At 52.1% G+C, this 13,980-nt stretch carries 12 protein-coding genes; 6 read left to right on the top strand and 6 right to left on the bottom strand.

The window, feature by feature from the left end:
• Nucleotides 1–151: 151 nt before the first annotated feature.
• Complete coding sequence (locus FCL42_RS10980; RefSeq protein WP_136863469.1) at nucleotides 152–1,465, bottom strand: OprD family outer membrane porin; 1,314 nt, start codon at nucleotides 1,463–1,465, stop codon at nucleotides 152–154.
• A 462-nt stretch (nucleotides 1,466–1,927) separates the two neighbouring features.
• On the opposite strand from FCL42_RS10980, the gene FCL42_RS10975 reads away from it, so the two are divergent.
• On the top strand, nucleotides 1,928–3,715 hold the full coding sequence (locus FCL42_RS10975; RefSeq protein ID WP_136863468.1) for a flavocytochrome c: 1,788 nt from the start codon (nucleotides 1,928–1,930) through the stop codon (nucleotides 3,713–3,715).
• A gap of 129 nt (nucleotides 3,716–3,844) precedes the next feature.
• Here the strand turns inward: FCL42_RS10975 and FCL42_RS10970 are convergent, their stop codons facing one another.
• On the bottom strand, nucleotides 3,845–4,390 hold the full coding sequence (locus FCL42_RS10970; RefSeq protein ID WP_136863467.1) for a protein tyrosine phosphatase family protein: 546 nt from the start codon (nucleotides 4,388–4,390) through the stop codon (nucleotides 3,845–3,847).
• A gap of 246 nt (nucleotides 4,391–4,636) precedes the next feature.
• Here FCL42_RS10970 and FCL42_RS10965 point away from each other — a divergent pair, with 246 nt between their 5' ends.
• From FCL42_RS10965 to FCL42_RS10955, 3 genes are all read left to right on the top strand, one after another.
• The gene (locus FCL42_RS10965) at nucleotides 4,637–5,239 is read left to right on the top strand and encodes a TetR/AcrR family transcriptional regulator (RefSeq protein WP_136863466.1); all 603 of its coding nucleotides are present in this window, start codon (nucleotides 4,637–4,639) and stop codon (nucleotides 5,237–5,239) included.
• Between the two features lie 111 nt (nucleotides 5,240–5,350).
• Nucleotides 5,351–6,238 (top strand): LysR family transcriptional regulator, encoded by an 888-nt coding sequence (locus FCL42_RS10960; RefSeq protein ID WP_136863465.1) that lies wholly within the window; start codon nucleotides 5,351–5,353, stop codon nucleotides 6,236–6,238.
• Nucleotides 6,239–6,377: 139 nt separating this feature from the next.
• Nucleotides 6,378–7,472 (top strand): permease, encoded by a 1,095-nt coding sequence (locus FCL42_RS10955; protein ID WP_136863464.1) that lies wholly within the window; start codon nucleotides 6,378–6,380, stop codon nucleotides 7,470–7,472.
• A 206-nt stretch (nucleotides 7,473–7,678) separates the two neighbouring features.
• Here the strand turns inward: FCL42_RS10955 and FCL42_RS10950 are convergent, their stop codons facing one another.
• From FCL42_RS10950 to FCL42_RS10935, 4 genes are read right to left on the bottom strand one after another with little or no spacing between them, the layout of a single operon-like run.
• Nucleotides 7,679–9,079 (bottom strand): AmpG family muropeptide MFS transporter, encoded by a 1,401-nt coding sequence (locus tag FCL42_RS10950; RefSeq protein ID WP_136863463.1) that lies wholly within the window; start codon nucleotides 9,077–9,079, stop codon nucleotides 7,679–7,681.
• A 4-nt stretch (nucleotides 9,080–9,083) separates the two neighbouring features.
• Nucleotides 9,084–9,671 (bottom strand): peptidylprolyl isomerase, encoded by a 588-nt coding sequence (locus FCL42_RS10945; RefSeq protein WP_136863462.1) that lies wholly within the window; start codon nucleotides 9,669–9,671, stop codon nucleotides 9,084–9,086.
• 27 nt (nucleotides 9,672–9,698) lie between these two features.
• Nucleotides 9,699–10,259, bottom strand: a complete 561-nt coding sequence (locus tag FCL42_RS10940) for a YajG family lipoprotein (RefSeq protein WP_136863461.1) — start codon at nucleotides 10,257–10,259, stop codon at nucleotides 9,699–9,701.
• Between the two features lie 26 nt (nucleotides 10,260–10,285).
• Nucleotides 10,286–11,404, bottom strand: a complete 1,119-nt coding sequence (locus FCL42_RS10935) for a methyltransferase (RefSeq protein WP_136863460.1) — start codon at nucleotides 11,402–11,404, stop codon at nucleotides 10,286–10,288.
• A gap of 101 nt (nucleotides 11,405–11,505) precedes the next feature.
• On the opposite strand from FCL42_RS10935, the gene FCL42_RS10930 reads away from it, so the two are divergent.
• Both FCL42_RS10930 and FCL42_RS10925 read left to right on the top strand, forming a co-directional pair.
• The gene (locus FCL42_RS10930) at nucleotides 11,506–12,126 is read left to right on the top strand and encodes an alpha-ketoglutarate-dependent dioxygenase AlkB family protein (protein WP_136863459.1); all 621 of its coding nucleotides are present in this window, start codon (nucleotides 11,506–11,508) and stop codon (nucleotides 12,124–12,126) included.
• A gap of 833 nt (nucleotides 12,127–12,959) precedes the next feature.
• Entirely contained in the window at nucleotides 12,960–13,619 is a 660-nt protein-coding gene (locus FCL42_RS10925) for an NAD-dependent epimerase/dehydratase family protein (protein WP_136863458.1), read from the top strand.
• Nucleotides 13,620–13,980 lie beyond the last annotated feature (361 nt).

The following is a 13,980-nucleotide window of genomic DNA, read 5'->3' as shown; positions in this document are numbered from 1 at the left end:
GCTGGTGGTCACAAGGGCTTTTCGGGAAAGCCTGTGCTGGTCAGAGTTGTTGTGAAAATGTAGGGAAGTGGGGGGATAAGATGGCGACATCAGGAGATATGTCGCCATCTTTTTATGATGAGCTGAGCATCAATCGGCTCATTAGGTAGACTTAGAAGCTGAAGTTATAGCTGTAGTCCAGATACAGGCGGATGTCGGTTTCATCCCCTTTCACGCCATCGACAGTGCCGGTTTCATCAGAGTTGTAATCGTGCCATACGCCGGTGAATTTCAGCCCTTTGATGGTTGGCACCTTGTAGATGACGGCGATCTCTTTCCAGTCTTCATCCGCGGTGCCTAAAGAGGCGTCGATTGAGTTCTCCGCATCCCAGCCTTGTGCGGCGGCGATCTCAGTGGTTAGCCCAGGAACGAGGCTGTTCCAGTTGTAGCTGAAGGCCAGCTTCGCCACGGTTTCATTGGCGTTGGTGAGATCCGGGCCAATACGAGAGCGGGTAGGGAATGGGTTGCGACCATGGTCGCCAGCAAAGTTATCCTCAATCCAGATGTCGTCGAACTTAGACACGGCCGCGGACAGTTGAAAATTGTTTTTGCTCCAGATCGCTTCCGCAAAGATACCGGTAGCATCGTTACTGCTTGGGGTTTCGCCTTTGACGGCGTCATTGCGATTTTCATCATCGGTATCCCCTTCGGCACCGGTCACGAACAGATCGCCATCGTCTTTGGAGGTGACCAGACCGGCGGTTAGCTTCAGTTTTGAATCGCTGAAGTTGGTAACGTAGCTGCCTTTCACTCCCAGCTTGCTGAGGTAATCTTTGGAGTTGAGGTACTCGGTTTCCAAGGTGAAGGCATCAAACTTGTACTTAAAGCCCATCACCGCCACGTAATCGATGGCACCCGGCTCAGTTTGGTCGGTGCGAAAGCCTTCAAATTCGTCGCTGTTACGGGCTGACCACTCATCGTAGACGGCGCCGTAAAGGCTCAGTCCTTTCATTGGCTTATAGCTGGCATTTACGCCTTGATAGGTGTTTGGCACCGCTCGGCTTGAGGAGGAGCTCAGCAGCATCGATTTGTGTAATTGGCGGCCGATCTTAATTGACATGGCATCGATGGGCGTCAGGTTGACGTAGGCCTGACCAAGCAGGGCAAAGCCACTCATTTCGCCGTCTTTCACCGCCAGAATATCGGCTTTAATGGCACCATCAGAGTCGATGTCTTCGACAAAGTAGGGAGACAGTCCCACGCCGATCCAGCCACCGTATTGAGGTGTGGTCCAATCGGCGGTAATTGCGAAAGCAGACTGGCTGCGATCGGAAGCATCATTTTCGTAATCACGATCAAAATAGACCAAACGCGATTTGGTTTTTAATTCGTATCCTTTGCTATCCGCATCGGCGGCAAATGCCGATGTGGATAGCAAAGCTGTGGTAATACTAAGAGCCAAAATGCTCTTATTTAATTTGCGCATGCTCACATCTCCAACTCTATTCTTGGAATGAAATGGTTTTATTAAATTGCTTTTAAATTCGGCTTCTTACTGTTTCTTTAATAAGAAAATCTCTGTTTCCTCAGTCAGTTCAAGTTCTTATGTGTCAGTGATTTTAATGGTTTCAAACTAACCTCTTGTTTTGATTGAGGTTGCCTGGCTGCATTGAGCCATCGCTGACGCATTGCTGATTAAGTTGATAATTAAGAAGAACTTTTTAATATTGTGTTTCCCGAATCTGGATACAGTGTAAATAGCGAAATAAATTCGCTTTTTGAGTTGGGTCACGTCAGTAATAATTGGCCTTCAATTTTATTGAAACGGCATTTAAATATTTGAAATGTAGTTAATGGGTAGTTTGAAGTCGGTCAAGTTTATCCCTTTGGTGGTATGGGTATTCTAAAAATGAATTAAGGCACTTATTCTTTTTAAAGGGTTTTTATTGTGAAACTTAAATTGACCTGTTTATCCGTTGCGGCGGTACTGCTGAGCTTATCTGGTACGGCTCAAGCGAAAAATGATTTGGCAGGCTTTCACTCCGAGATGGGTGGTTGCGAAACTTGTCATGCTGGCGAAAAGCTAAAGCAGATTAAACAAGGCCTGACGGACAGTCAGACCCACGAAAACCAGAGCTGTAAAGAGTGTCATGGTGGCTATGACGAACTGGCTAAAAACGATGGCCACGATCACTTTGATCCCCATGCGTCGCACCTTGGCGACATCAACTGTACCTCTTGTCACAGTGGCCACGACAAGCCCGAGCTGACCTGCAACCGCTGTCACTCCTTCGACGACATTGAGATGCCATTTGCCGATTCCAAGAAGAAGAAAGATTGGGATGCGGATTGGAACCAAGACAAGATCCAAAAAGCGATCGACAAAGGCCCGAGTGAAACCGTTGACGTGATCGTTGTTGGTGCTGGCTCTGCGGGCTTCAACGCGGCCATTTCTGCCAAGATGAATGGCGCCAATGTCATTCTTCTTGAAAAAAATGAATACACTGGCGGTAACTCCATGCTAGCGGCTGGTGGCTATAACGCTGTGGGTACCCCACAGCAAGCGAAGAAAGGCATCGAAGATTCCATTGAGTGGTTTGTGGAAGACGCCATGAAGGGCGGCCGCTACCAGAACGACGAAAAACTGGTGCAGATCATGGCGGAAAAATCCGCTGACGGCATCAAGTGGCTGGAAGAAATGGGCGCCAACATGGATGACCTGAAACGCTCAGGCGGTGCTCGCGTTGAGCGTACTCACCGTCCATCTGGCGGTTACTCCGTAGGTCCGCACATCATCCATACGTTGCGCGCTGCTGCTGAGAAGCGTGATGTTGATGTGCGTGTTAACTCCCGTGTTGAGAAGATTGTCCTTAATGAAGACAAATCCATCGCTGGTGTGGTGGTTCACGGCCGTCACTCCGGTTACAACATGATTGCTGCCGACGCGGTGATTTTGGCTACCGGTGGCTACGGCATGAACAAAGAGATGATCGCCTACTACCGTCCAACTTTTGCTGACATGACCAGCTCCAACAACGTAACTGCCACTGGTGACGGCATCAAGTTGGCGAAAGAGATTGGCGCCTCCATGACTGACATCGATTGGGTACAAGCGCACCCAACCATCGGTAAAGATTCCCGTATTCTGGTATCTGAAACCGTGCGCGGTGTGGGTGCCATCATGGTGAACACCGATGGTCAGCGTTTCATCAACGAATTGACGACCCGTGACCGAGCCTCTGATGCCATCTTGAAAACTGAAGCGCAGTGGGCGTGGTTGGTATTCGACAAGCAATTGATCGAGAAGAAAAAGATGGTACAGGGCTATGAGCACCTGGGCATGCTAAGCAAGGCCAACACCATCGAAGAGCTGGCGAAAATTACCAAGATGAAAGATCTGCCGACCACAGTCGCTAAGTACAACGAGTACCAGAAGACTGGCGTCGACAAAGACTTTGGCCGTGATCAGATGCCACTTAACCTGACTAAGGCACCATTCTACGCGGTGCGAGTTCAGCCAGGTATTCACCACACCATGGGCGGTGTGGCCGTGGATACCGATGCCAACGTACTGAACTTGCAGAGCTGGAAGATTGAAGGTCTGTACGCGGCCGGTGAAGTGACTGGTGGTGTTCATGGTTACAACCGCTTAGGTGGTAACGCCATTGCCGACACCGTAGTCTTTGGCCGCATTGCCGGTGAAAACGCGGCCAAGTTCGCCAAAGACAAGCAGTAAGCTACAGCGTTAAGGACTGGCCTTAAGAGTGGTGAGAGCACGATTAGGGCCAGATTCCAATCATCATCATTCGCGCAAATGGAGCCTTCGGGCTCCGTTTTTTTATGGCTTACGCTGTTTCGCTTGCGGCTAAGGCTGTATCGGCGCCAATCCATAGTGGTTGATGGTGCCGTCAAAGAACTGTTTTAGTACCGGCCACTTGGTGAAGTAGAGCGTCATTTTGCCTTCCCAAGGGGTGAGATCCACCTGATTCCGGTGGCCGTCGATGGCATTTTTTAGATACACCATTCCCGAGGCTCGAATGTTGGCCGCGCAGTGAACCAATACGCTTTTGCCCTGTTGCTGCGCCATCACTCGGCGAAACTGCTCCATGGAGTCAACTGGATGGGCTTCGTCGAAGGGTACGTTGTAGTAGATAAGGCCCGCTTGGCGAATGGCAGCCACATCGGGTTGGGGTTCGTCATTTTGTGGTGGAATGACATTGATCACCACCTCAACGCCAGCGTGCTGAAACTGGGCAAAATCCGCAGCGCTTGGCAATCCGGCACTGACCAGTGTAGGACTGTGCTGATAGATGCCACGAACCTGGGGAAGGGCGCTGCCGTCAATATCGGCATAGCAGTGGCTGGCTACCAGTAACGATGCCAATGTCGCCGTGCGTAGAGTTTGAGTCATGGTCGAGTCTCCAATCTAGGGGTGTTTAGGTTTGAGGAGACTGTATCCACCTTCGGCCTGCTCGCCCAGAAACACCCTGAAGGCGGTGTGCCAACTGAGACAGTGGTGGGTTATTGTCTCGCGTTTATCTTACTTGGCGCATGATTTTTGGGTTGCTGTGAGCCTGTTCTCCAATTGAGTTCAAGGCTCGAATTTTTCCCATGGCGATTGGTCTATGGGGTATTAAATACCGATTAAGAGCAGCTCATGCCCTATCAGAGAGGCCAAAGACAGAGCCGACGTAGTGTCGATTTTATTGTGTCGTCATTTTCTAAATTGATGAAAAGTCGAGATTATTGCCAGTTGACCGTGGCCAACATCAGCGAACACGCACAAGTGGGGCGCAGCACCTTCTATCGTCACTTTAACTCGAAGCTGGATATCCTGGTTCATCTCCATCGAGGTTATTTTGGTGGGGTGTATCAGGGGTATCGGCAGCCAGCGGATTGGTTTTCTGAATTGCCGCCTGCAGGGTTAGCCCGGTGTCTCCAGCGTTTTGTGAGCGGCAGTCGTCTGCGAAGTTCGGTGTGGCATCAGTTAGGTGCCGACAGAGATCAAGCCCAGCGGCGTATTGAGGAGGCGATGGCTGAAGTGTTGAAGGATCAACTGTATCAGAGTTTTGTCGCCAGCCAGTTTGCGTTGCCGATGGAGGAGTTGGCTTGGTCAATGAACGCGGTGGTTCGGGCACAATTGGCTCGCTGGAAACAGGCGGATCATAGCCTGTCGGCTGATGAGATGGCCAAGCGTTGCCATCTATTGCTGAAAGCCTTGCTGCAAGGGGCGATGAGGTCGCAATCTCAAACAAATTAAGGAGTGCAAAAGTGTGATTGCTGAGGCGGCAATTTAGGGCTTTCGCGGCGGGGATAACAGAAGCAAAGCCGTTTTTGATATAGGCTTGAACTCCAGTCGAGGAGAGCCGTAATGCGCATCACGTTAAAACAACTTTTGGTCTTTAAAACCGTCTGCGAGACCCAGCAGATCTCGAAGGCCGCCAGACAGCTGCATCTGTCGGTGTCTGCCGTCAGTATGAGCCTGAAAGAGTTGGAATCTTCACTGGATGCTCAGCTAGTGGAACGCACTCCGTCAGGATTGGTGGTCAATCAATCCGGACAGCGGGTGTTGCAACATGCCAACTCAATTCTGTCTCAAGTGCAGCATCTGGAAACCCAATTTCAGGAGCAGGCGGCTGGTTTGGGCGGCAGTTTGGTGATTGGTGCCAACAAGACGGCTGGCAACTACGTGCTGTCTCGACGTTTGCCGCACTTTAAGCGCATGAACCCCAATGTGCAGACACGGCTTAAGATCCTTTCCAGTGTCGCCATCGAAAAGATGCTCATCAACAATGAGTTAGACTTGGCTTTCATTGGCCATCCTCCGAAAGACAAAGGCTTGCATTACATACGCTGGCGCAGCGATCGCTTGTGTGTGGTGGCCAGCCCTGGCCACAAGTTGGCGCATCGGCCGGCATCGGCAGCGGATCTGTCTGCAGCCACTTGGGTACTGGATGAGGAGGACTCGGCAACCCGAATTGAGTCGCTGCACCTGCTTAAAGCCTTAGGAGTGAGTGTGCACGATGAGATCATCATGAACACCATGGGGGCCATCAAGCGGGCAGTGGGGACCGGGTTGGGGCTCAGCGTATTGCCGCTGTTGTCGGTCGATGCAGAGCTGGAGCGGGGCGAGCTTCGTGAAGTGGCGACTGGCAGTGAAGCGCAATCGCGTTACATCTACGTCATTTTTAAACCCGAGCGTCGTAATGCGTTGATTGAGAACTTCCTCAACAGTTGCGATGTGCCATTGGACGATTGAGTCAAAATATTTTCATATAAAAATCAATCGCATGATAATTTATTTCTAATTTTGTGGAAATAAATCTTGCGCTTAATATTCGTCTTCTCTAATATTTCGACAAAATTCGAAATGAGTTAGTCTTTTTTAGGAGGCGACCATGAGTCCCGAACTGTTATCCCAATTGGCAGAAACTGCTGACATGTTTCTGTTCCTTGCTGCAGAGCTCACCATTCTGTTTTTGGTGATCAGTTACCTAGTTGGTGTGCTGCAGGAGTTTTTAACGCCGCAAAAGATCCAATCGATCTTGAGCAGTCGTAAAGGCAAAGGTTACATCGTTGCGTCACTGCTGGGTTCCATCACCCCGTTCTGCTCCTGCTCCACCATCCCATTTTTGAAAGGGTTGTTGCGTGCTCGAGCTGGGTTTGGTCCGATGATGGTGTTCCTGTTTTCAAGCCCATTGTTGAACCCAGTGATCATTGGTCTGTTTGTGGTGACCTTCGGCATTAAAGTGGCGGTGTTTTACTTCCTCGTTGCCATGGTGGTTTCCGTGGTGGCCGGTATTGTGCTGGAGAAACTTGGTTTTGAGCGTTATGTAAAGCCAGAAGCGTATGAGTCTGCTACCGATTCAGGTTGTGGAACCAGCTGTGGCGACAGCGCCAAGCCTGCAGCCACTGAGTCGTGTTGTGGTGACACCGCTGAGCCAGCTGCCAAAGCCGAGTCCTGCTGTGGTGACACTGCTAAGCCAGTTGCTAAAGCGGAGTCCTGCTGTGGCGACACTGCCAAGCCGGTAGCTAAAGCCGAGTCCTGCTGCGGTGATACCCCTAAGCCTGCTGCGAAAGCGCAGAGCCGTTGGGTACGAATTTGGAATACCACTTGGAAAGATTTTAAGCAGGTGTTCCCGTATCTGTTGCTGGGCATCTCATTGGGTTCGGTTATCTATGGTTTCATGCCAACCGAACTGATTGCGAAGTACGCTGGCGAGGGTAACTGGTATGCGATTCCGGTGGCGGCTGTGATTGGTATCCCACTGTACATCCGTGCTGAGGCCGTAATTCCTCTGAGCTCGGCTCTGGTTGCCAAAGGCATGGCGCTGGGTTCGGTGATGGCCTTGATTATCGGTAGTGCTGGTGCCAGTTTGACCGAAGTGATTCTGCTGAAGTCTATCTTCAAGAATCCAATGATCATCGCCTTTGTGACCGTGATTCTGACCATGGCCATGGGAGCTGGTGTGCTGTACACCGTAATCTTCTAAGCCGAAGTCGTCGAGTTAGCAAAACCACAAGGCCCAGCATTTGCTGGGCCTTTTTTAGTTTCACCGTTACTAAATCGTGCTTACCGATCTTTCGCTCGTCTGAAGATCTTCATTGCGGGCAACATCGGCCGACTCGGAACGCCGAGTGTAGCGGCGATGAACTGACGGCTTTGGTTCTTCGCTTTGGCAATTCTCGGTTAACAAGCTTAGCTACCTGATTGTTCCTGCTTAGCTGGCTCCGTCTTTGCGGGCGTAGTCTTAGCTGGCTCAGTCCTCGCTACCCACACAATCAGCAGCAGTACCGGCAGGCCTATCAGGCAGCATAGGCTGAAAAACAGCGGGTAGCCCATGGCATCTACCAGCGCGCCAGAGAACCCGGCCAAGCCCTTCGGCAGTAACAACATCATCGATGACATCAAAGCGTACTGAGTGGCGGAGAATGCCACATTGGTCAGGCTAGACAGGAAGGTAATGAAGGCCGCAGTTGCCAAGCCTGCACTAAAGCTATCGATGGCAATTACCGCAGTCAGCAAGGTGGTGTTATAACCAATGGTGGCTTGCAGGGTGAACAACAGGTTGGTCAGCGATACCGCCAACGCTCCAGCAAATAACATCCTCAGGGTGCCAAATTTGGCAATCAATGCCCCGCCAATGGCCGCGCCAACCATGGTCATGATCACTCCGTATATCTTGGTGATGGTAGCGATCTCGGTTTTTGAAAAGCCCATGTCGACGTAAAACACGTTGGCCATTACGCCCATCATCACATCAGCGATTCGATAACAGGCGATCAGAGCCAGCAGCAGCAGCGCTCGCTTACCAAAGCGGTGGTAAAAGTCTTTGAACGGGCAAAGAATGGCGGTGTAACACCACATGGTAAGGCGTTGTAGCCAAGGTGGCAGGTGGCTAATGGAGGAGAAAGGTTCCAGCGCTTCCAACTGCAGCTTGTTGGCATCAATGGTCGGTTCTTTGGCCAGCAGGGTGGCGATAACGCCAATCACCATAGCAACTGCCATGGAGAAATATGCCGTTTGCCAGCCCAAGGGGTCGTAGCCGGTGTCTTGCCCGGCCCAAGCGGCGATGGCTAAGGCACCGGCGGTTGCAAGCATCATCCCCAAGCGATAACCGGTTTGGTAGGCTGCGGCCAAAGCGCCCTGCATCTCTTCCGGTGCGGTTTCGATTCGGAAGGCGTCAATGATGATGTCTTGAGTAGCGGAAGCGAAGGCGACGATCAGGGCGAAGGTGATCAAGCTGGTTAAACTGCTGTTGGGCTCAGATTGGCTCATGCCAACTAATGCCCCGATCAGCACCAGTTGTGACAGCAGCATCCAGCTGCGTCGTCGCCCTAACCAGCGGCACAGAATCGGTAACGGTAATCGGTCGACTAACGGTGCCCACAAAAACTTGATGGTGTAGGCCATTGCCACCCAACTGAGAAAGCCGATGGTGGTGCGATCCAGCCCCGCTTCTCGAAGCCAGAATGACAAAGAGCCAAACACCAACATCAGTGGCAGACCGGAAGAGAACCCCAGTGCCAGCAGCACCAATACGCGCTTGTGAAGGTAAACGGAGAAAGCGCCAAAGCGCTGCTGCAGGGCGGTACGCATTCAGTTAGGCTTCCGGTAGCAGAGTGGCTTTAATCAAAATCAGCGGCTCAACCGGGCGGCTTTCTGCGCCCATGTGAGGGTCGTACTCCACGGGCACTTCTCCCATGGCATCCAACACCTCCAGCCCCTCGGTGACCATACCAAACACGGTGTAACCCCAGCGGCGACGGCTAGGATCTAAGTTGGTGTTGTCTTTGAGGTTGAAGTAGAACTCATTGGTGGCGGTGTGTGGTGAATGCTCTCGGGCCATGGCAATGGTGCCGTATTCATTAGAGAGACCGTTGCCCGATTCGTTGAAGATGGCGTCAAACGCCGGCACCGGATCGTCTTTGGGAGTATAGCCACCCCCTTGAACCACAAAGTCTTTTATCACCCGATGGAACACGGTGTTGTCAAAGCGGCCGCTGACCACATAGCGCAGGAAATTATCGACGGTGATGGGAGCGCGAGTTCGGTCCATCTCGATGGTGATGCTGCCTTTGCTGGTTTCAAACACCACGGTTGGAAACAGGTTATCTGGCTGTATGTCGTTGCTGCTGGCCATCGTCGACCAGCAACATAACAGCAGCAGAGCGGAAAGTAGCTGTCGCATCCTTACCTCTTAAATGTGGAGAAAAACTCAACGAATAAACTGCTGCAGCTCTTCGTCGTTAACGATGTTGGTCATCAGCTGTGACAAGCGGTCGTTGACCTCACGCTCGATGCGAGCCAAATCCGGCTTCATTGGTCCGGAAAACGCGCTGGTGACGGTAAAGGTTTTGGTCAGGGTTTGTACCTTGGTGTTGATCTTCACCGTGGCCTCAAACAGGCCTTTGGCATCGTGACTAAAGGTACCTTGGTCAATCTCCAGTACCGCTTTGTCCAGAACCAGAGTCATCTGAGTATTGGACGCGGGATCCAATTGGTAACCCAGTTGGCTAAAGCCTTTACGAACGCCTTGATCCAGAAGCTGGCGAGGGGCTTGTGAAGGGCTCAATAGCTCGGCGGCACCATCGCCATTGCGCACTTTCACTACGTACTGCTCGCTGCGGCGGTCAACACTGGTGAGCTGCAGGCTGCCCTGTTGGACACTGCTGGTGATCAGAGGGGCATCGGGGGCCAAAATCAGACTGGTTGGGGCGCTGGCGCAGCCCGTGAGGGCCGCGGCAACAATGGCGGCGCTCATCAGAGAACGAAACATAAAAAGTCCCTTAAATAACGTCGTTATTAGCGTTTAATTGCGTCGAGGATAACAAATTTGGCGTTGGCTGCCACAGTTTCTACCTTACCAAATAAGCGGTTTAGCTTGATGTGATAGCCCAGGTGGCGGTTGCCGATAACTCGCAGCCGGCCGCCACTTTCCAAGGTGCGCTTGGCATCGCGGAACATCTGCCAGGCGATGTGATCGGTGACAGAGCTTTGCTGGTGAAACGGCGGGTTACATAAAATCAGATCCACGCTCTCCGGTTCAAACTCGGTTAGGCAGTCGTCCCAATGCAGCTGAAACTGTGACTTGGCAACCGATGCGCTTAGGTTGTCGCCACAGCTTTTAATGGCGTGCCAGCTTTCATCAACGGCATGGATGGTAGCCTCCGGGTTGGCTTTGGCCGCCGCCAGAGACAGTACACCGTTGCCGCAGCCCAGATCGATGATGTTGTTATGCCCCTGTGGAATGTGGCTCAGCATCAGGTGGGCGGCGATGTCGAGGCGCTGTCCTGAAAATACGTTGGGGTAGTTTTTTAGCTCCCACGGGCAGCCGTCGGCTTTCCAGCTCAGTGTGAGTGGTTTTTGGCTGCGGCGGGAGGTGGTTTTGCCCACCAGCAGCCGCGCCTTTTTGCGGATGCGAGATGGCGTGATCTCATCCAGATAGGCTTCGGTGATCCCTTTTAGGGTCGTCGGCATCTCTTTCAGGCGAGCGGCGATCACCACTGGAGTTCCCTCCGGCAGGTGGCTGTTGAGGTAGTCCAGCTGGTATTCCAGATAACGCAGATTGCGAGGCAGTTTCATCCATACGCAGTCCACTGGCTGAGTCAGCTCATCAATGTCTTTTAGCATCTGCTTAGGGCTAGGCAGCGCATTGAGATCCAGATTCAAGCGGGTGCCCTGATGGGCCACGAAGGAGTCGTTTACCCAGATTGGGCTTAGCTTGGCGGTGCCGCAGGCCAGCGCACCAAAGCTGTCGTTTAGGATCAGCAGTTGGCTTTGCTCTTGCTGCATTAGCTCTTCTAAGGCTTGCGTCAGCAGCAGTTCATCGGCGGCGTCCCAGGCAATCAGATCCGACTGCTGGGTATCGGGAAATCGGCGCAGGCGCAGCTGCAAGCCATCAAGGCTAAGGGTCTCAGACATGATCAACGTATAAAAAAGGGGTAGCCTTATATTGTCGCAAAAACTCACTAGGGTTGCATCCGCAACTTAGGGTGAGAGCCTGAAGAGAGAGCAAACCGTCCATGCAGTTAATTAGTCATAACGGCGTCATTGAGATTCGAGATGGCCAGCTCCTGATAGGGCGCTGCTGGCCCAATTGGCTGGCCGATGGTGAGGCCGACAATCTCTATCGGCACTGCCTTAGTGGTGACTGGCAGCAGCCCAGCGTGAAAGTGTTTGGCCGCTGGCACCCTATTCCTCGCCAGCAGCGCTGGTTGGGCGAGGTAGGCTGTGACTACCGTTATAGCGGCTTGTTGATGTCGCCAGAAACGCTGGATAGCCAATTGTCTGCGCTGATGAGAAAGGTGAGCACGACTGCCGAGCATCGCTACAACAGCGTGTTGATGAACCGCTACCGAAATGGCGACGACAGCATGGGCTGGCACAGCGACAGTGAACCTGAGCTTGGCATTGCACCTCAGGTCGCCATTTTAAGCTTGGGGCAAGCTCGGCCACTGCAGCTGCGAGATAAGCGCGACCATCAACGCAAGTTGGAGCTGGAACTGCCCAGCGGCAGCCTGCTGCAACTGCTCCCCAGCGCCCAAAGCGGGTATCACCATCAACTGCCAAAACGAAAACGGATCCAAGGTGAGCGCATCAGTCTCACCTTCCGCCATATCATCCCCAACTACTGGCGAGATTAGGAGAAGTAGGGGCGTTGTTTGCGGGTTAGGTGACCACTGCTAGCTCAGTTTCACTTGCCACACTCTCAGATGGTTTACCGGCGAAAGCCGGTATCCAGAGTCTTTGACCTTTCTAATCTCCAGAGTGTCCTGCGAGCTAAGGCCGCTGGGCTCTGACGTTCGTCAGAGAATCGCTTGCGGGTCAGGTGATAACTGGTAGCTTAGTTTCACTTGCCGCACTTCCAAACGCCTTGCCGACGAACGCTGGTAGCCAGAGCCTTTGACCTTTCGAACCTCCAGAGTAGCCAAGGTCGCTGGGCTCTGACCTTCGTCAGAGAATCGTTTGTGGGGTTGGTGATAACTGCAGGTTTAGCTTCATCTGCCGCACTCCTAAACGCTTTGCCGACGTAGGTCGGTATCCTGGATCTTTGGTCTTTCGAACCTCCAGAGTAGCCAAGGCCACTGGGCTCTGACGTTGGTCAGAGAATCGTTTGAGGGTTAGGTGATAATTGCAGGTTTAGTTTCATCTGCCGCTCTATCAAGCGCTTTGCCGGCGAACGCCGGTAGCCAGAGTCTTTGACCTTTCGAACCTCCAGAGTAGCCAAGGCCGCTGGGCTCTGACGTTCGTCAGAGAATCGTTTGCAGATTAGGTGACAACTGCAGGTTTAGCTTCACCAGCCACGCTCTCAAACGCCTTGCCGGCGATGGCAGATTTTTACGCTGCGCCTTGCCGGCGAACGCCGGTATCCAGTGTCTTGGTTTTTCGAATCTCCAGAGTAGTCAAGGCCGCTCGGCTCTGACGTTCGTCAGAGAATCGTTTGCGGGTTAGGTGATAATTGCAGGTTTAGTTTCATCTGCCGCTCTATCAAGCGCTTTGCCGGCGAACGCCGGTATCCAGTGATGACCTGCTTTCTGCCAATATTGTGGGTACCTACAATGTGTTTCAGAGTGCTGCGGAAGCCGGAGTTCAGCGCGTTGTCTATGCCAGCAGCGCTCAAACTATTGAGGGTTACCCTCTCGATGTTCAAGTAAACGAAAATATGCCGACTCGGCCGAAGAACCTGTATGGGGCGAGTAAGGTGTTTGGCGAAGCTCTGGGTTCATACTATGCGTATCAGCACAACATCGAGGTGGTGGCCGTTCGTATTGGTGCATTTGAATATCAAAAAGAGTGGTGCCGATTGAGCTCACGAGATCTCAGCGCTTGGAGTGAGCCTGCGGACCTATGTTCTTTGCTGATTAACAGTATTGAAGCTGAACTCTGCGATGAGCCGTTTGGGATTGCCCACGGTATCTCAAACAACCGCTTTAAGCGCTTGGATCTGTCTGAAACCAAACGCACCTTGGGTTATCAGCCCAAAGCCGATGCGTTTGCCGCTTGGGATATTGCTCTTGCAGAACACAGTGAGCCCCAAGAGCCCGCCAAGGTGCTTCCCAGAAGTGCACTTTGGGGAGGCCTTAACACCTACTTTCATAAATCATCGGATTTAAGCTGCGAGGCTAACCAGCAGTGAACGGCTTAATACCTAAAAATGCGCATGCTCTGGTTTGTGGATAGCCAGTTTAGCTGCGCAAGAGTAATAGTGGCTACGCTTGGTTCTCAGCGTTTTAAGAACTAAATTGTTTGAGAGCTAAGCGATGCCAACCGTTAACAAGCTGCAGATTACCTTCTAAGGTATAGGGTGAGGATAAGCACGTCAGTGGCTCAGCTATTGTAGATATTCAATTGGCAGTCTCTAGTTAATTCTATGTGTCGTCCTGAAATGCGTTGACACTTTTCAGTTAGAGCCAGTTGCATCAGCAACTGGCTTTTCCATGCACCTCGTTTGGGGTTTTCATTCCCAGGCTAAGGTGCGGTCTCAAGTTGTTATAGGT

Source organism: Ferrimonas aestuarii (genome assembly GCF_005116665.1).
Taxonomy (GTDB): Bacteria; Pseudomonadota; Gammaproteobacteria; order Enterobacterales; family Shewanellaceae; genus Ferrimonas; species Ferrimonas aestuarii.
This window is presented reverse-complemented; position numbering and strand designations above follow the sequence as displayed.

What these genes read in the sequence shown, in the direction of transcription:
- FCL42_RS10940 (WP_136863461.1), bottom strand. Translation starts at nt 10,259, where the DNA reads ATGTTTCGTTCTCTGATGAGCGCCGCCATTGTTGCCGCGGCCCTCACG.
- FCL42_RS10980 (WP_136863469.1), bottom strand. Translation starts at nt 1,465, where the DNA reads ATGCGCAAATTAAATAAGAGCATTTTGGCTCTTAGTATTACCACAGCT.
- FCL42_RS10945 (WP_136863462.1), bottom strand. Translation starts at nt 9,671, where the DNA reads ATGCGACAGCTACTTTCCGCTCTGCTGCTGTTATGTTGCTGGTCGACG.
- FCL42_RS10965 (WP_136863466.1), top strand. Translation starts at nt 4,637, where the DNA reads ATGCCCTATCAGAGAGGCCAAAGACAGAGCCGACGTAGTGTCGATTTT.
- FCL42_RS10955 (WP_136863464.1), top strand. Translation starts at nt 6,378, where the DNA reads ATGAGTCCCGAACTGTTATCCCAATTGGCAGAAACTGCTGACATGTTT.
- FCL42_RS10950 (WP_136863463.1), bottom strand. Translation starts at nt 9,079, where the DNA reads ATGCGTACCGCCCTGCAGCAGCGCTTTGGCGCTTTCTCCGTTTACCTT.
- FCL42_RS10970 (WP_136863467.1), bottom strand. Translation starts at nt 4,390, where the DNA reads ATGACTCAAACTCTACGCACGGCGACATTGGCATCGTTACTGGTAGCC.
- FCL42_RS10935 (WP_136863460.1), bottom strand. Translation starts at nt 11,404, where the DNA reads ATGTCTGAGACCCTTAGCCTTGATGGCTTGCAGCTGCGCCTGCGCCGA.
- FCL42_RS10930 (WP_136863459.1), top strand. Translation starts at nt 11,506, where the DNA reads ATGCAGTTAATTAGTCATAACGGCGTCATTGAGATTCGAGATGGCCAG.
- FCL42_RS10960 (WP_136863465.1), top strand. Translation starts at nt 5,351, where the DNA reads ATGCGCATCACGTTAAAACAACTTTTGGTCTTTAAAACCGTCTGCGAG.